Raw genomic sequence first — 14,307 nt, 5'->3', positions numbered from 1 at the left:
GAGAAGCCCGTGAATCCATGAGGCAGCCTTACTGATCGTCGAAGACATGGGCCGTAACCAGCGACTTGGCGACCAGTCGATCCTCGGAATACAAGCTCACTTCGATCTTGGCGAACTTCCGGCTGACCTCCAGAATCTCCGGCTTGATGATGAGCTCGCTCTCCATCTGAACCGGATGCAGGAAGTACGTAGAGATGTTATCGATGACCAGGTCGCCCTTTTTATTGCGCTCCGCTATCCGATATGCGGCTTGTGTGATCAGCGTGGTGAGCACCCCGGAGGAGACCGTGCCGAGCTGGCTGGTCATTTGGGGGGACATTTGCCCCCGATAGCCGATGCGCTCGTCTTGAACGAACTCCGAGAACGGCTCCCAGATCTGGTCGTCGAACGTTTCGCCCATCTGCGGCTGCCGCTGAATGTATTGCAGCACCTTCATCACTTCGGTTCGGCTGACCGTACCGAGGAGCTTGCGCCCGTTATCGACGACGGGCAGCAGATCAATCCCCTCCCACATCATCAGGTGGGCGGCCGAAGCGACCGATGTCCGGAGGTTGATCGTCACCGGATTGCGGGTCATGAGCTTTTCGAGCAATTGCTCGCTCGCCGCCCCCTCCATGTCCTTCGCCGTCACCATGCCGATGACGCGGTTCCATTCATCGGTTACCGGGATGCGGTCATGGCCCGCCTGCTCGACAAGCTTGCGCCATTCCGCCACGGTGCTCGTCGCCTTGAGTGCATAAATACGTGTACGGGTAATGACGTCCTCAATCAGCATGATCTTCTTCTTGATCATCCGATCATAGAGCGCCCGGTTGATCATGGAAGCTACCGTAAACGTGTCGAAGGAGCTGGAGATGATGGGGAGCGCCAGGCTATCAGCAAGCCGCTTTACCTCCGGGCTTGTATCGAAGCCCCCGGTGATGAGGACCGCCGCCCCGTTCTGGAGGGCCCCCTTGTGCGCTTCCTCGCGGTTCCCGACAATGAGCAGGCTGCCCGCATCTATGTAACGGAGCATGGCCGCTTGCTCCATCGCGCCGATGACGAACTTGTTCAGCGACTTGTTCAACCCGCGCGCACCGCCCAATACCTCACCGTTCACGATGTGCGCCACCTCAAAAAAGGTCAGCTTGTCGAGGTTCTTCTGTTTCTTCTCGATGCGAACCGTTCCAATCCGTTCCTTGGTGCTGACAATGCCCTTGTTCTCCGCTTCCTTGATCGCGCGGTAGGCGGTTCCTTCGCTTACATCCAGATCTTTGGCGATTTGGCGGACGGAGATGTGGCTGCCGACCCGCAGGCTTTCAATGTGACGCAAAATCTGCTCGTGCTTGGTAAGCGTTGGCTCCGTATTTTCCTGGGACATCTGTTATACACCTTCCGATTTTAACTGTATTACTCTGTATTATACTCCACGGATTTCAGCACGACAAACAAAAACCCTCTTCCCTGCAATAGGGAAAAGGGATTCTCATCGACTGCGGTTACGGCCACCCGGGATACACAATCGGGTAAGAACCGCCGGGCTGATTCGGAAGCCCTGCTTGATGGGGATGATGGGAGGCACTGCTTACGGCCAATTCCTTGATCATCTTATAGCATTGAACCTCCTGGACGTACCAGTTCATCATGTACCCCTTACGGGCATAAAAGGTTTGAGCCCTCCGATTGATCCGATCGACCAGAAGCTGAGAGGACTCACAGCCGAGACGCCGCCCTTCCTCCTCCGCCTTAGTGAGCAGAGCAGCCCCGAGTCCCTTGTGCTGATGGTCTTTGCCGACTGCGAGCATGTCAACCCACAGGTTCGATCCTTGAACAACGGCGATGACAAAGCCGGCTACCCGCCGCTTTCCTCTTGCTTCTTCCTCCGCCACATAGACGGTTCCTCTCTTCATCCTCTGCCGCAGCTGCTTCATGGTCACCTTGAGATCTGGAAAAGCATGGCGTGCAAGGGGCATCAGCTCTTCCTCGACCAAACGCAGAATCTGCCGATCATCCTCCGCTGTTCGCTTGCGTATCATCGCAAAGGCCTCCTCGTCCGCGAACGGGCTTCTCACCCACGGTCACTCGCTACTCTATCTTATCGCCGGCAAGCTCCATACGGACTTCCACAGACGCACATTTTCACGCAAAAGCTCGGGGTATCCAAGCGGCCGCGGACTTTCGTCCATACCATGAGGTATCACGCAGGTGGAGGTGCAAGCGACATGCAGGCTACAGTAACGAAGGAAGAAGTCCGCAAGCTGGTGGGCAAGACCGTCTACGCTTTGAAAAAGGACGGCACGGTATTCGCCGGTAAGCTCGTTCGAATCAAGGGGACTCGACTCTTTCTGAAAGCTCCTTCAGGAAAAGCCGCTACCCAGGCCGTCATCCCGTTGGTTTTGTTCGATCTTCTCGCCATCGGAACGACTCCCTTTGGCGGTTTTGGCGGAGGCTTCGGCCCGGGCTTCGGATTTGGCCCAGGGTTCGGTCCCGGTTTCGGCCCCGGGTTTGGAGGAGGTCTGGGCTTCGGCGGAGGCCTCGGTTGGGGTCCAGGTTTCGGCGGCTTCTGGTAACATGCATAAATATACAAAAGCCGACGAATTTCTTCGTCGGCTTCTTTGTTTTCGTGTGGTATAGATACTAGCGAAGCTAGCCCTCCCGTTCAGGCGGACTAATTATGTATATGCCTTAGCATCCAACCGTCAAGAAGTCAAGCAAAAGGGAGAGCGAAAGAGCTAGACTCCCTCTCCCCCTTCTTCTCTGTTCCACAGGAAGAAAAGTACCATTCTACGCGCTTTTACAAGCCGCTCCCTCCTCTGGTAGGGTAGCGAATGCGCGCCGAGTTGCGCCGGAGTCCGAGGCTCACCGTGGACAGGAATCCGACCTAGATCCTTATTCGAGAGGAGCGAAGCGTATGCAAATCGAACTTCATGGGATTACCAAGACTTTTCAGGTCTATGAAAGGCCGCAAGGAAAGGGGGGACTTCTTCGCGGGGCCTTTACGCGTCAAGTCCGGCTCAAGCAGCTCTGCGAGCCGCTCGGGGTAGACGGCCTCCTGCATACTCAAAGAAGAAAACCGTCTTGCACCTGATAGAGAAGAAGGGAAGGTTCCTTGGAGACATCACGTTTTCCCTTCCGGTTTCCCGTCATCGGCCTTGTTCCCTTCCTCGGACTCCTCATCATCCTCCAACTGAAAAGCCTCTTCCAGCCATTTCTTGATCCATTCCGGCGGGTCCAGTGCCGGGGCCTCTCCTTGCTCCCCCTCCTGAACCGAAGTTTCCTGCAGAAAGGAGCGAGTCCCACTCAGGTGATTGCCGTCTCCCTCAATGGAGCCAAAGCCTTGATTGTGCACCTTGCGGCTCGTGAAGCCGCTCGGAACGTTATTCCCCAAATTGAAGCAAGAGGCTCCTTCAATCGTTCCAATCTTGATCTGCCCGATGACGAAGGTCGGCGACAAAAAATTACCTGACATGGCCCGTCCTCCTCATTCCAGCGTGTAGCGAACGCCTGGCCCCGTCTTCCGAGCCTTCCAATCGGTCATGGCATCGACCTCTTCAGGATTCGAAGCCTCATCCGAGGATTCGCGGGCCGGATCTCCCTCGCCCGAGGAACTCCCCGTCGAGGCCTCCTCCTGCTCCGCAGGGTCCGATTCCTCCGGCTCGAGCACGCCCTTCTTCATCCGCGGCAGCGAAGTGAAGTTGTTACCCAGATTAAGCGCCCCGCTCACCTCCCGAACGGTAAGGTTGTCCAATCGGTAGCTGGGCTGGTCCAAATGAAGCGTCTCGACATGCAGCTCCCCGACATGCAGCTGCTGAACCGTGATCGGGCGCTCGGACAGCCGAACGAGGCGGCTAAGCTCCCGCTCGAGACGAGCGATGCGAAGGGCGAGATCGGTCTGCAGATCCTGCTGCGAATCGGCCATGTCCATTCCTCCTTAATCCGGCATCTCTTCGCCAAAATCCACCGCCACGGTACGGCTTGCGGTCTCCTGCTGCAGCTTCATTCGCAGCGTGAGTACGCCCTGCCGATAGCTGGCCGTTACCACATCTGGATTTACCGGCAGGGGGAGGGCGATTTTGCGGCTGAACCGGCCCAATGTGCGTTCGGACCGCAGCAGCTCGTCCTCCGTGACGGGATAAGGATACGCGATGTCCCCGCTGATCGTGAGCCACCGATCCGCCAGCGCCGCGGTTACGGCCTCCGGCCCCGCGATTCCAGGAAGCTCTACCATCGCGACCAGTTCGTTCCCGTCTCGGTATAAATCCATTCGGGGGCCTGCATCCGGCCACAGGCCGGCGAGGTCGCCCCAGAATTCCTCGCCCAGCACCTGTACCGCCTGCTGCTTCCAGCGCTTTTTGGCCTCCTGCGGGATTCCCTCGCTCATGGCCGATCCCCCTTCCGTTCGGTTCGCATGGACGTTCCGGCGATTAGCCCTTCCCGGTGAAAGACTGTCTCCGCCCCGCAGCCGGAACAGAAGGCCGCATCCTCGCGGTTGACGCGAGTGCATTTCTTGGTGAACATGTCTCCCGCGTTGGTGCAGCTATTGACGAGCGGGGCCCCGCAGCCCACGCAATATTTGTCGCCTTCCTCTGCCTTCCGGCTGCATCGAATGCAGAATTTATCCTTTTTCTTGTCTGCCATCGCGCTTCGCCTCTTCATGAAGATCTGCAACGGTCCGATAGCGGCCTTGTTCCACGATGTTCCGATCTCCGGTGACGGAACCAAAGCCTTCGCTGAGAGAAGCCTTGGAACGATGATCTCCGGGTACATTCGTTCCGCTAAGCACCGCTGAATTGTTTGTTACGTTGCCAAAGCGAGTATCCAGAATGACCAGTCTCATTTGTTTTCTCCTTATGAGCCGAAGAGCTAGACGCCGGCTGAGTTCGAAACGCTTGAATTCAAGTCATTGTCGGAGATCGGCGTATCGAACAGGCTGTTATTGTTGACGAGAACATAGGGATTCAGGATTACGTTGTATTGGCCTACGAGCTTTCCCACTCCATTAAACCGTTTCGAATGGGAATCCCATCCGATCATCTGGTTGTCGCCGATAAAAATACCTGACGTGGTGTTGATGGAATTGATGACGATGCTGTTGAAGCTGATGCTTGTCGCCATATGCCTCACCTGCCGTTCTCTTGCTCCAGATGTCTTTTGTTTCCTGGGTTCAGCCTATTCTAGGCGGGTCCTTTATGTGTCTACCTCCGTCTTTTCCGCCAGTGTCGAGGTCATCACATCCCGGTCATCGATCGGCGTATCAATCAGATCGTTATCATAGACAACGCCAAGGTTGGCGGAGAGACGATTCATCATACCGGTCACCGAGCCGAAGCCGGCAATGCTCTTCCCATGGCTGCTCCAGCCCCATTGAGCATTCGTTCCAACAAAGATGCCGGATGCCGATTCGATCTTGTTGACATTGACGTTGCCAAGCTCGATGCGAATCCCGCGGGGTTGACCCATGCCCCCTCCCTCCCGCCAGCCTCAAGATGAGCGGTCACCTGCCATTGTATGCCACTAGCGGCCCACCTAGAACGGAAGCGCCTGAAACGCATTGCCATTCTCCGGTGCACGAGCCCGGGTTGTGCCGCATAAAGTAAAGTAATGCACGCTACAGGAGGGTGGTGAACGGTTTGTCCGATCTGCATGAGCAGGAACCCTGGAAAAGCATCCATCAGCTCTTTGGCGGCAAAACCCCATTCATGCGCATGCCGGAAGGAATGCAGGGAGGCGATTGGGTGCAAGCGATGGTGAAGGACATCGTCCAGCGAACCGTCGACTCCGTGACCGAAACGGCCGGATTCTCACCGGTTGGGGAGCCCGCCTGGCGGGCACAGCCTCCTCGAGAGAAGTCATCCGCTCGTACAGCCGAGCAATCGACGTTCTACACGAGCGGACAAACGGCCGCCAAATCGGGCAAGGCTGCACCTTATTCCGCCGGCAGACCGGCGGTTACGACCACGGACAAGGCGGTTATCGTTCGGTTCCGCCTGCCCGGGGGAGCCCAGCCCGAGGGTCTTCGCCTTTTCGCCGATCTTTACACCCTGCGATTGACAGGGCTGCCTGGAGGAAGAGTCGCGAACGTTCCCCTCCCCGTGCCCGTTAAGGTTCAAGGCGCACGCGCCAGATTTCATGACGAGCAACTGGTCGTGCGTCTACCTCGGACGACCAAAACGCGCGAACAGGAAATCTTCATTCAATACTAAGCAATAATCGACTACGAAGCGGCATCACCCTCAGCGGACGAAAGGTCGGGGTAAGGGGTTCATTCCCTTGGCCCGACCTTTCGTCCGCCTTGCTATCCTAGGATTTTCGGGCAACGAGCGTTCTCCTTGATCCTTTGAGCCGTTCTTCTCTCTGCCATCGCTTCATTCGCTCGATCCGCCGCAGCTCCTCTCGCTTCTCTTCCTTCACGCCCATGACATCGTAGAGATGCGCCGCGATCAGAATCAAGGCGAAGGCGAGCCAGCAGACGGCAAATACCGATGCAGATGTAAACCCTCTTCCCATCGGAAGCTGGGGAACCGCGTAGATGAGCATGCCTGCGATCAGGCTTAAGCGGATGAGACTCCCTTTGCGTTTCACGGTCAACACCCCTTTTTGGCTTGTTCGATAAAGCCTATGTCTGATCCAGCCAGGCTATGACTCCTTTTCGAGGTCCGCGCTCAATCTGGGTTCGTGTCAAGCACCAAGGAAAATCTGTCCTCATATGATGAAGGAGTCCAGGGCCGTTCCCTACGGAGCAGCCCACTCCACTGCTGCAAGGGAGGTACTTGCCATGACGGGCAAACACCCAGAACTCGGCTTGATGACTTGCCGGAAGGCGGGAGACCCTCCCTTTCAAGAAGCGGCCACCTGCTCGGACATGAGCCTTGCGGCTTCCCGGCAAGGGGCCGATTTGGCTGTTTTCTACCCGGAAGCGGTGCAGAACGACGGTACGGTTCATCCCGCTTACCTGCTGAACCGCGACGGAACGTGGTCCGCTCGAACGATTCTCCTGCCCCGCGTTGTGCTGGAGCGAACCTTCTGCTCCCAGGCAGAGGAGAAGACGGTGCTTCGACAAGCGCGCTCCTTCCTCCGCCGACAGGGAACGATCGTGCTATCCGGTCGGGTAGGTGGAAAGCTGGCTGTCTTCCGCTGTCTTTCTCTCGCCGACAGCCTAAAGCCTCATCTCCCTTCCACCGAACTATTCCATCCAAAGGGAGTCGTACGCCGCTTATCCGAACAAAGAGCCGTCTTTCTCAAACCGGATGGGGGATCAAAGGGAGAAGGCTGCATCCGAATCCTTCGATCTGCCTCGGAGTATTTCACTGCTGAGGGGCGAGATCGACAAAATCAACCCTTCCGCAAAAGCTTCTCCCAGCTCCGCGAGCTCTTGGTATGGCTCAGCCTTTTCATGAAAGGCAGACGCTACCTCGTTCAGGATTACTTGCAGCTAACCGGTAAGAAGGGAAGTCCCTTCGACCTTCGTGCACTCGTTCAGAAGGATCTTCACGGTCGTTGGGCCCTTACCGGTATCGCGGTTCGGCAAGGGGAGCAAGGCGGAATGACCGCCAATCTGCACGGCGGGGGAAAGGCCCTGTCCGCTCAAGAATGGCTGACCGAGGAATTCGGTTCCGCCCGTACAATCCGGCTCCTCCATCAGGTGGAAAAGATGGCGGATCAAATTCCGCTGCTGCTTGAGGAAAGCTTTGGGCGGCTTGTGGAGCTGGGGCTCGATTTCGGTGTCGAGCCGGATGGACGGCTCTGGTTCCTCGAAGCCAATTCCCGGCCGGGAAGAGCCTCCTTCCGCTCGATCGGCGATGCCGATGCTTCCTCGCTCAGCACCAGCCGCCCCGTGTCTTACGCCCTGCAGCTCACTCGCCGAATGCCCCTTCCCACAGACCGAATCGCTCCCATCCCCTTATTCCAATCAGACCGTGAAAAACAGGAAAATGGCGTTTCGTTTAGGAGGATCATGTGATGAGTTTAGCCTCATGCAGCCTGCTGGTCACCCGGCAGGACTCCCGCAGCATCGCTTTGACCCGAACGCTTCGCCAGCAGCTCGGGCTTCTCCAAGCCCGAACGGTTGACGTTCGTGTAGGCTCGCTGCGGACTACCGTGCCGCTTCGGACCCTCAACCGCAAAGGAGATTTTGCCGTACTCTCGACTTCTCTCGCTTCCGCCCTCAAGCTGCCGGCTGCGGGCAAATGCTTGATCCGCTCCAGCGCAGGCCGCGAGCTTCAGATCGGTCCGCTTATTGGGGTCCTGACTTCCGTCACCAATCACCCGACTTCTCCGTTCGGACCGCGTACCGCATACGTGCGGGATCTAATGGACGCTGGCAAGGATCGAGGTTTCTTTTTCGGTTTCTCGCCTTCCGGTGTCAATTGGGAGGCGGAGACCGTCACCGGCTACTTTCAGACCCCCGGCGGCGGATGGACACGAAAGACGGTACCGCTGCCCGATGTCGTCTATAACCGCTTGCCCAACCGAACGGCTGAAAAATCCGCCTCGCTCCGGGACTTCAAGGAACGGTTTGTGCAGCGGAAAATCCCGATCTTCAACTGGAGCTTCTTCGACAAGTGGGATGTCTATCGTCTGCTCGACGGGGATCGTGATGCTTCCCAGCACGTCCCGGACTCCCAGATCAATCCGACCACCGAGGACATTCGCCAGATGCTGGAGCGCCACCGCTTTCTCTACCTGAAGCCAACAGCGGGGAGCCTCGGCTTCGGCATCTACCGATTGACGCACAACCCCGGAAAGGGATACTTTCTGCGCTACCGCAAGGACGGAGGCAACGTCCTGCTTCGCTTCCCCCGCTTCGAAGGACTCATCGACATGCTGCGTCGCCAGAAGCTGAAGATGGTCCAGTATGTCGCGCAACAGGGCATTCGCCTGATCGAAATCGACGGCTGCCCGATTGATTTCCGCTTCCATCTCACGAAGAACATTCGGAACGAATGGGTCGTCTCCGGGATCGGAGCGAAGAAGGCGGGCCGGGGCAGCGTCACCACCCACGTGCGCACGGGCGGGCAACTGATGGTTCCTGATCAGGTCCTGTCGATCACGCAGGGGGATCGTGCCGGAATCGTCATGGAGAAGGCCAAGGAAACCGCCATCAAATTAGCCAAAGCGATCGAGCAAGCTTACCCGCACCGCTTGGGCGAGCTTGGTCTTGACCTCGGGATCGATCAGGCGGAGAGCATCTGGATGTTCGAAGCCAACTCCAAGCCGGGGCGCACCATCTTTAAGCATCCGCTGCTCAAGCAACAGGGAAAAGATGCTTCCGCCAATCTGTTTGAGCATTGCCTGTTCTTGAGCCGGTTTGCGGAAAGGAGGGAGTGATGTGAGCGCCTTGCCCACCACGAAAGGCCTACGCACCTCTCTCGCCATCCTCACCATGCCGGACCTCGATAACGGCTTTCGAGGAAACCGATCCAACTTTATCGACCTCATCGCCAAAGGAAAAGAGCTCGGCGCATTCGTGTTCGTGGTCACGACTGACGACCTTCGCAAAGCGACCAAAAGGATCTACGGCCATGTCTACCAGCCGGAAAGCGAGCTATGGGTACGCCAGCTTCTGCCGATGCCGCAGGTGATCTACAGCCGCATCCCCACGAGAACCGACGAGCAGCTTCCTGAGGTGCAAACGCTCATTGCCGACTTCGCGCGCAAACGCGGTGTCAGTCTCTTCAATCCTTACTTCTTCAACAAGTGGGCTTTGTTCGAGTGGCTGAACACCGACAAGGCTACCCGGCATTTCATTCCGGCAACCCGAAGGCTGGCCTCCCCGAAGGAGCTGGTTGCCTTTATCCAATCGCATCCCATGACCTACTTGAAGCCGGTTCGAGGAAAAGCGGGCAAAGGCATCATGCGGCTGGAAACCTATGTCCCCGGTCAAAAATACTGGTGCAAGCTCAGCATCCAGGACAACAAGCGGAGCATCGTCACCAACCACCTGAACATCGCCAAGCTGTGGACGCGCATCAAACAGGAGACGGGGGAGGAAGACTATATCATCCAGCAAGGCATTCCGCTTGCCGAGAGCATGGGACGCCCTTTCGATCTTCGGGTTCTCGTGCAAAAAAACCAAGCGGGGCGCTGGCTTCTGACGGGAATCGGCGCACGCGTAGCCGGGGTGAAGAGCATCACCACGCATGTTCCGCGGGGCGGTCACATTGACAGTCCGGAGAGAGCCCTCCTCTCTTCCTTCGGGGAACGAAGGGGGCTGCTCATCTTCCGCAAGGTGAGTCACGCAGCACTCGTCATCGCCAAGCGGATTGAAAAGGAGTCCGGCTTCAAGCTGGGCGAGATGTCACTGGACTTGGGCGTAGACCAGAACGGACGCATTTGGTTTTTTGAAGCCAATTCCCGCCCGATGAAATTCGACGAGCCGGATATCCGCGAGCTTTCGTTGACTCGTATTATCGAATACAGCCACTATTTAAGTCGTCCTCGTCCCGCCCAGACGGGGAAGAAGAGCGGGGGATCCTGATGGCGGACCCCACTCTTGGCATCATGACACTCTATCAAAAGGATGGAACCCTGGATGAGGAGGAGCGGACTTACTTCCGCTCCCTCGTCCTTCAAGGCGAGGAGCTCGGTCTCCATGTCTTCGTCTTTACGCCCGAGGATGTTGACCCTTCTGGTACAAGCGTCCGAGCGCATGTGTACGATCGGGAAAAAGGGGGGTGGTCCCGAGCCCCAAAGCCGCTGCCGGATGCGGTCTACGATCGCTGCCGTTCTCAGCAATCCCCCAAATTTCGCCTCATGCGAAGCTTCCGGACCCAGTATCCAAAGCTCTTGTATCTGAACCATCCGCTCTCCAGCAAATGGGGAAACCATGTCATTTTAAACAAGGACAGCCGCATCCGTCCTCATCTGCCGTTGACCCGACGTTTCCACACCCTGGGGGATTTAAAGGAGTTTACCGCCCTCCATCGAATCGTCTACATCAAACCGGTGGATGGTTCGGGTGGGCGCGGGATTGCCCGGGTTACTCGAAACGGAGACGGACAGCTGGCTCTGAGCGGTCGAGATGCCTCCCGGGCGATCATTCAGCCCCTAACAGGAAGCCCGGAAGCCGTCATGCGCAGGCTGTCTGGCTGGATCACCGACAGGCGTTACCTTATTCAGCAAGGCATTCCGCTTACGCTGAAAGACGGTCGAGTCCATGATATCCGGCTCTTGATTCAGAAGAATGCTAGCGGCCATTGGCAGGTGACGGGGGCAGCAGGACGAATCGGGGCAAAGGGCAGCGCCACCTCAAACCTGCATGGCGGCGGAGAAGCCGTCTCCTTTCATCGGCTGATGGCAGCGCGCGGTTTCTCAGAAGCAAAGACGGCAGCCATCCGCAATGACATGGAGGCGCTAGGGCGAGCGATCGCTCTTCGATTGGAGGGACACTTCGGCCGTCTGTGCGAGCTGGCGCTCGACCTGGCCGTCGATCCTGCCGGTCATGTTTGGTTGATTGAGGTGAACCCCAAACCTTCCCGCGAGGTCTTCAAGCGGATCGGGGATCAGGCTGCTTACACGACCGCACTTCGGCGGCCGCTGGAATACGCGCTTTTCCTCATTTGATCTCCCTAACACGAACACAAAAAACGGCACCGCCCCTATTTACACAAGGGTCATGTGCCGTTTTTCACATGATTAGTCAAAACGAAGCGGCTCCTTCCTCTTTCACCCGAAATTCGTAAGCGCTCTTAAAAAAAGCGCTTCCATTTATCTTTACCCAAAGTGGAGTATTCGTGCTCGGTACCCCGCCCTCATGCACAAGTTCCCCACGCTGCCACAGCTCGAGATGCTGCCCCAACCATACCGCATTGTCGAAGTCCGCATCCGTCTTGATCGCATAGCCGGTTTGTTTCATTCGAATTCACCCCTCTGCCTTGACATTTCGACGAGAGTTATGCCAATTCCTTCTAGTTTCCGAGCGGTATTGTGAAAAAAATAACTTATCAGGCTGGAGAAGCGGCACCTGAACCGCTTCCAAACGTTTCTCCGCTTCTGCAGGATTAAGCCTCGATCACCTGCAGGAGCTCCGAAAAATCGGTGATGAACACATCCGATCCGGCCAATTCAGAATCGTCACCGAAATCGGCGTATTGGCAGCCGATGACAGCAAGGTCATTCTTCTTGCCGGCTTCCACATCGGAAGAACGGTCTCCCACCATCCATGCGCTCTGTACTCCATGAGTATGCAAGAGGAGCTTCACCAGTTCCACCTTCGTGGCCGTCTTGTATTCTCCGGCGCTGTACAGGGCTTCGAAAAGATAGGCGATCTCCCGATGCTGAGCTACTCCCTTGACATAGTCCTCCAGCCCGTTGCTCGCCACAAAAAGCCGCACGCCTTGCTCTTTCAGCTTCATGAGCGTCTCCTTCACACCCGGGTATAGCTCGCCTTCTCCTTGCTGGAGACTCTCCATCTGATGATGGAGGAGCCGGTCGTTCGCCCGCTCACGAAGCTCGTCGCTTCCTCCCGGGAAGACCCGCCGCCAGATGTCTTCGAGCAGCATCCCCAAGCCGCTTAAAATGAGCTCGTCGGGCGGATTTTCTCCGGCCAGCAGGCCCTCCGCACGCAAGTCATCGCATACCCGGTGGTATGCGGGGATCAGATTCGATTCCGTTCGGAACAGAGTTCCGTCCATATCGAAGATCATGGCATCCGGCTTCGGAAGCCGGGTACGCTGCAATTGGTTGTCGGTCATGATTCCCCCACCCTTCTATCCTTATGCAAGCCGCTGTTGTCCCTTGCCATGAATATCTACCCATTTGGATAGATCGGTCGAGCTTCAGCAGCACGTTCTTGTTCATGGTGGCAAAATCCTTTTGAAAAGTCAACCTTCTCGACAACAAAAAGAAGCGCTCCCGCGGCATGGAGAAACCGCCTGAATCGCTCTTCTTCCTCTCTAAGGGTAATCCTATTGGCCAGACCTTTATCTCCTCCGAACCCTTTCCTGTGCGGCCGTCCTTCCGCATCTTCCTCGCCGCTCTCGCTTACACCTGCCAAACGGGATGTGCTCAGACCTGCCAAGGCCAGGGGGCTTCCGCCCAGTCCCAACGCTCGCGGCTTGGACTGTGCCCGAACGAAAGCAAAGGTCCAACATGCCTCTCAAAGAGTTGAGCCACCGCTAACCGCTCCTGACTCAGTTGATTAAACTGCCGCACAGCGGCCAGATCAAGCGGATGGGTATCCAAGTAGAGCGTCAGCTCCACCAGTGCGAAATCAAGTGCCTGTAACTGCTGCAGAAGAGCGTAATAGGGGCCGTCCATGGTCTTAGGCATAGTGGGGTTCCTCCTTGCTAGAAAAAGTGTATGCGGATTCCACCACGGGAAGACCCAGACTTGAGACTTTGTCGTCGAGCGTCTGAAGAACGAATCGTCAGCTTTTGAAGAATGTTAAGTATTTGACATCCTTTGAATTTCCAAAGCATCTGCCATCTGATTTTCGTTCGGCAATGCGAAAATACTCTTTTGCAGTCTCGAAATCACCTAACTCAAACGCAACCCTTCCGGAGATCATTTCCTTATCGCCTGAATCAATCCGATCAAAGCCGGTAAGGAAAATTTTGTCCGCCCACTCTTTCGCCTTCTTAAAATCTTGAATGATGAAGCAAGTATCCACTATGTCCTTCACCAAATGATAGCTTTCTTCGCAGTAAATCCCTTTGGGTTCGGGAATGACGTTCCATGCCTCCTCTAATAGCAAGATGGAGCGTTCATGATTCCCGTTCGCAAATTCCTCGTTGCTTTCCTCCAGAAGATGTTCAAACGATTCGTTCAATAATGGCGGTAGAATAGCCACAAGAGGTTCCCCCTTAAATGAGATCCAAGATCAATTTGAAGTATTGATCCTCTTCATTGAAAAAGATTTTATACCCTTCTAATAAGTACGCCCGCAAAAGATATTCCTTCGCTTTCTCAAGGTCACCGCATTCGTACAAGCTCTCGCCCAGTCTTAATAAGAGGAATGGATTGGAAACGCCATCGGGACAATTTAGAGCATGGTAGAATTGGTTTTTTGCATTTTCATAGTCTTTCATATAAAAGTAAGCGTCTCCTAATGCGCTGTAAATCCAAGTACTTGTCTCCCAGTCGTTCTTCGGGAGCGGGACCAAATCCAGCGCCGCGGTATAACTCTCAATGGCCGCAGCTAATTGCCCCATTTCAACGAAGGTATCTCCCTCTTTACAGAGCTGAACAATCCGCTTGTAGGCTTGATCGTCAAGTTCCATTCCGTTATTCCCTCCACCGCTGTGATGGTATGTGAATGGTTATATTTTGCAAATGGACGGTCTTCAATTGTTCATCGAGTTGGACCTTCGGATGATGAACGAATGGCGT

22 protein-coding genes are annotated in these 14,307 nt (G+C 56.0%); 7 read left to right on the top strand and 15 right to left on the bottom strand.

Annotated elements, in window-relative coordinates:
- Positions 1-28: 28 nt before the first annotated feature.
- Both AAFN83_RS01030 and AAFN83_RS01025 read right to left on the bottom strand, forming a co-directional pair.
- The gene (locus tag AAFN83_RS01030) at positions 29-1,360 is read right to left on the bottom strand and encodes a DRTGG domain-containing protein (RefSeq protein ID WP_347766476.1); all 1,332 of its coding nucleotides are present in this window, start codon (positions 1,358-1,360) and stop codon (positions 29-31) included.
- A gap of 118 nt (positions 1,361-1,478) precedes the next feature.
- Positions 1,479-2,015: a GNAT family N-acetyltransferase gene (locus AAFN83_RS01025; RefSeq protein ID WP_347766475.1), complete on the bottom strand. Its 537-nt coding sequence runs from the start codon at positions 2,013-2,015 to the stop codon at positions 1,479-1,481.
- A 186-nt stretch (positions 2,016-2,201) separates the two neighbouring features.
- Here AAFN83_RS01025 and AAFN83_RS01020 point away from each other — a divergent pair, with 186 nt between their 5' ends.
- On the top strand, positions 2,202-2,549 hold the full coding sequence (locus AAFN83_RS01020) for a hypothetical protein (protein WP_347766474.1): 348 nt from the start codon (positions 2,202-2,204) through the stop codon (positions 2,547-2,549).
- A gap of 341 nt (positions 2,550-2,890) precedes the next feature.
- On the top strand, positions 2,891-3,067 hold the full coding sequence (locus AAFN83_RS01015) for a hypothetical protein (protein ID WP_347766473.1): 177 nt from the start codon (positions 2,891-2,893) through the stop codon (positions 3,065-3,067).
- 30 nt (positions 3,068-3,097) lie between these two features.
- Here AAFN83_RS01015 and AAFN83_RS01010 read toward each other — a convergent pair whose 3' ends face one another.
- The 7 genes from AAFN83_RS01010 to AAFN83_RS00980 form a co-directional block, all read right to left on the bottom strand.
- A complete protein-coding gene (locus AAFN83_RS01010; protein ID WP_347766471.1) occupies positions 3,098-3,448 on the bottom strand; it encodes a hypothetical protein in 351 nt (116 codons plus the stop codon).
- Between the two features lie 12 nt (positions 3,449-3,460).
- Entirely contained in the window at positions 3,461-3,898 is a 438-nt protein-coding gene (locus tag AAFN83_RS01005; RefSeq protein ID WP_347766470.1) for a hypothetical protein, read from the bottom strand.
- A gap of 12 nt (positions 3,899-3,910) precedes the next feature.
- Positions 3,911-4,360, bottom strand: a complete 450-nt coding sequence (locus AAFN83_RS01000) for an Hsp20/alpha crystallin family protein (protein WP_347766468.1) — start codon at positions 4,358-4,360, stop codon at positions 3,911-3,913.
- The gene (locus tag AAFN83_RS00995) at positions 4,357-4,617 is read right to left on the bottom strand and encodes a hypothetical protein (protein ID WP_347766467.1); all 261 of its coding nucleotides are present in this window, start codon (positions 4,615-4,617) and stop codon (positions 4,357-4,359) included. Before AAFN83_RS00995 ends, AAFN83_RS01000 begins: the two co-directional genes overlap by 4 nt.
- Positions 4,595-4,816 (bottom strand): hypothetical protein, encoded by a 222-nt coding sequence (locus AAFN83_RS00990; protein ID WP_347766465.1) that lies wholly within the window; start codon positions 4,814-4,816, stop codon positions 4,595-4,597. The genes AAFN83_RS00995 and AAFN83_RS00990 overlap by 23 nt, the downstream gene beginning before the upstream one ends.
- Before the next feature lie 26 nt (positions 4,817-4,842).
- The gene (locus AAFN83_RS00985; protein ID WP_347766464.1) at positions 4,843-5,094 is read right to left on the bottom strand and encodes a hypothetical protein; all 252 of its coding nucleotides are present in this window, start codon (positions 5,092-5,094) and stop codon (positions 4,843-4,845) included.
- A gap of 72 nt (positions 5,095-5,166) precedes the next feature.
- On the bottom strand, positions 5,167-5,439 hold the full coding sequence (locus AAFN83_RS00980; protein ID WP_347766463.1) for a hypothetical protein: 273 nt from the start codon (positions 5,437-5,439) through the stop codon (positions 5,167-5,169).
- 161 nt (positions 5,440-5,600) lie between these two features.
- Between AAFN83_RS00980 and AAFN83_RS00975 the strand changes: the two genes are divergently transcribed.
- Entirely contained in the window at positions 5,601-6,182 is a 582-nt protein-coding gene (locus tag AAFN83_RS00975) for an Hsp20/alpha crystallin family protein (RefSeq protein ID WP_347766462.1), read from the top strand.
- Positions 6,183-6,279: 97 nt separating this feature from the next.
- On the opposite strand, the gene AAFN83_RS00970 is transcribed toward AAFN83_RS00975, so the two are convergent.
- Positions 6,280-6,561 carry a hypothetical protein gene (locus AAFN83_RS00970; protein WP_347766461.1) on the bottom strand — a complete coding sequence of 94 codons (282 nt, stop codon included), beginning with the start codon at positions 6,559-6,561 and terminating at the stop codon, positions 6,280-6,282.
- Positions 6,562-6,754: 193 nt separating this feature from the next.
- Between AAFN83_RS00970 and AAFN83_RS00965 the strand changes: the two genes are divergently transcribed.
- Genes AAFN83_RS00965 through AAFN83_RS00950 form a run of 4 tightly spaced genes read left to right on the top strand, consistent with a single transcriptional unit; the run spans position 6,755 to position 11,541 of the window.
- Positions 6,755-7,939 (top strand): YheC/YheD family endospore coat-associated protein, encoded by a 1,185-nt coding sequence (locus AAFN83_RS00965; protein ID WP_347766460.1) that lies wholly within the window; start codon positions 6,755-6,757, stop codon positions 7,937-7,939.
- Positions 7,939-9,306, top strand: a complete 1,368-nt coding sequence (locus AAFN83_RS00960; RefSeq protein ID WP_347766459.1) for a YheC/YheD family endospore coat-associated protein — start codon at positions 7,939-7,941, stop codon at positions 9,304-9,306. The genes AAFN83_RS00965 and AAFN83_RS00960 overlap by 1 nt, the downstream gene beginning before the upstream one ends.
- 1 nt (position 9,307) lies before the next feature.
- Positions 9,308-10,456: a YheC/YheD family endospore coat-associated protein gene (locus AAFN83_RS00955; protein WP_347766458.1), complete on the top strand. Its 1,149-nt coding sequence runs from the start codon at positions 9,308-9,310 to the stop codon at positions 10,454-10,456.
- Positions 10,456-11,541, top strand: a complete 1,086-nt coding sequence (locus AAFN83_RS00950) for a YheC/YheD family endospore coat-associated protein (protein WP_347766457.1) — start codon at positions 10,456-10,458, stop codon at positions 11,539-11,541. Before AAFN83_RS00955 ends, AAFN83_RS00950 begins: the two co-directional genes overlap by 1 nt.
- Before the next feature lie 76 nt (positions 11,542-11,617).
- On the opposite strand, the gene AAFN83_RS00945 is transcribed toward AAFN83_RS00950, so the two are convergent.
- The 5 genes from AAFN83_RS00945 to AAFN83_RS00925 form a co-directional block, all read right to left on the bottom strand.
- On the bottom strand, positions 11,618-11,833 hold the full coding sequence (locus tag AAFN83_RS00945) for a hypothetical protein (RefSeq protein WP_347766455.1): 216 nt from the start codon (positions 11,831-11,833) through the stop codon (positions 11,618-11,620).
- A gap of 145 nt (positions 11,834-11,978) precedes the next feature.
- The gene (locus AAFN83_RS00940) at positions 11,979-12,671 is read right to left on the bottom strand and encodes an HAD family hydrolase (RefSeq protein WP_347766454.1); all 693 of its coding nucleotides are present in this window, start codon (positions 12,669-12,671) and stop codon (positions 11,979-11,981) included.
- A 313-nt stretch (positions 12,672-12,984) separates the two neighbouring features.
- The gene (locus tag AAFN83_RS00935) at positions 12,985-13,248 is read right to left on the bottom strand and encodes a spore coat protein CotJB (protein ID WP_347766453.1); all 264 of its coding nucleotides are present in this window, start codon (positions 13,246-13,248) and stop codon (positions 12,985-12,987) included.
- 97 nt (positions 13,249-13,345) lie between these two features.
- Complete coding sequence (locus AAFN83_RS00930; protein WP_347766451.1) at positions 13,346-13,768, bottom strand: hypothetical protein; 423 nt, start codon at positions 13,766-13,768, stop codon at positions 13,346-13,348.
- A gap of 13 nt (positions 13,769-13,781) precedes the next feature.
- The gene (locus tag AAFN83_RS00925; protein ID WP_347766450.1) at positions 13,782-14,198 is read right to left on the bottom strand and encodes a tetratricopeptide repeat protein; all 417 of its coding nucleotides are present in this window, start codon (positions 14,196-14,198) and stop codon (positions 13,782-13,784) included.
- Between the last annotated feature and the right edge of the window lie 109 nt (positions 14,199-14,307).

Origin of the sequence: Gorillibacterium sp. CAU 1737 (genome assembly GCF_039888655.1) — a bacterium.
Classification (GTDB): Bacteria; Bacillota; Bacilli; order Paenibacillales; family NBRC-103111; genus Gorillibacterium.
The sequence above is the reverse complement of the archived record's forward strand: the minus strand, read 5'-3'. Positions and strand labels throughout refer to the sequence as shown.

Excerpts from the sequence above, each read along its gene's own strand:
- AAFN83_RS01020 (WP_347766474.1), top strand. The coding sequence starts at position 2,202 with ATGCAGGCTACAGTAACGAAGGAAGAAGTCCGCAAGCTGGTGGGCAAG.
- AAFN83_RS00960 (WP_347766459.1), top strand. The coding sequence starts at position 7,939 with ATGAGTTTAGCCTCATGCAGCCTGCTGGTCACCCGGCAGGACTCCCGC.
- AAFN83_RS01030 (WP_347766476.1), bottom strand. The coding sequence starts at position 1,360 with ATGTCCCAGGAAAATACGGAGCCAACGCTTACCAAGCACGAGCAGATT.
- AAFN83_RS01015 (WP_347766473.1), top strand. The coding sequence starts at position 2,891 with ATGCAAATCGAACTTCATGGGATTACCAAGACTTTTCAGGTCTATGAA.
- AAFN83_RS00980 (WP_347766463.1), bottom strand. The coding sequence starts at position 5,439 with ATGGGTCAACCCCGCGGGATTCGCATCGAGCTTGGCAACGTCAATGTC.
- AAFN83_RS00950 (WP_347766457.1), top strand. The coding sequence starts at position 10,456 with ATGGCGGACCCCACTCTTGGCATCATGACACTCTATCAAAAGGATGGA.
- AAFN83_RS00935 (WP_347766453.1), bottom strand. The coding sequence starts at position 13,248 with ATGCCTAAGACCATGGACGGCCCCTATTACGCTCTTCTGCAGCAGTTA.
- AAFN83_RS01025 (WP_347766475.1), bottom strand. The coding sequence starts at position 2,015 with ATGATACGCAAGCGAACAGCGGAGGATGATCGGCAGATTCTGCGTTTG.
- AAFN83_RS01010 (WP_347766471.1), bottom strand. The coding sequence starts at position 3,448 with ATGTCAGGTAATTTTTTGTCGCCGACCTTCGTCATCGGGCAGATCAAG.
- AAFN83_RS01000 (WP_347766468.1), bottom strand. The coding sequence starts at position 4,360 with ATGAGCGAGGGAATCCCGCAGGAGGCCAAAAAGCGCTGGAAGCAGCAG.
- AAFN83_RS00990 (WP_347766465.1), bottom strand. The coding sequence starts at position 4,816 with ATGAGACTGGTCATTCTGGATACTCGCTTTGGCAACGTAACAAACAAT.
- AAFN83_RS00985 (WP_347766464.1), bottom strand. The coding sequence starts at position 5,094 with ATGGCGACAAGCATCAGCTTCAACAGCATCGTCATCAATTCCATCAAC.
- AAFN83_RS00925 (WP_347766450.1), bottom strand. The coding sequence starts at position 14,198 with ATGGAACTTGACGATCAAGCCTACAAGCGGATTGTTCAGCTCTGTAAA.
- AAFN83_RS00945 (WP_347766455.1), bottom strand. The coding sequence starts at position 11,833 with ATGAAACAAACCGGCTATGCGATCAAGACGGATGCGGACTTCGACAAT.
- AAFN83_RS00965 (WP_347766460.1), top strand. The coding sequence starts at position 6,755 with ATGACGGGCAAACACCCAGAACTCGGCTTGATGACTTGCCGGAAGGCG.
- AAFN83_RS00940 (WP_347766454.1), bottom strand. The coding sequence starts at position 12,671 with ATGACCGACAACCAATTGCAGCGTACCCGGCTTCCGAAGCCGGATGCC.
- AAFN83_RS01005 (WP_347766470.1), bottom strand. The coding sequence starts at position 3,898 with ATGGCCGATTCGCAGCAGGATCTGCAGACCGATCTCGCCCTTCGCATC.
- AAFN83_RS00995 (WP_347766467.1), bottom strand. The coding sequence starts at position 4,617 with ATGGCAGACAAGAAAAAGGATAAATTCTGCATTCGATGCAGCCGGAAG.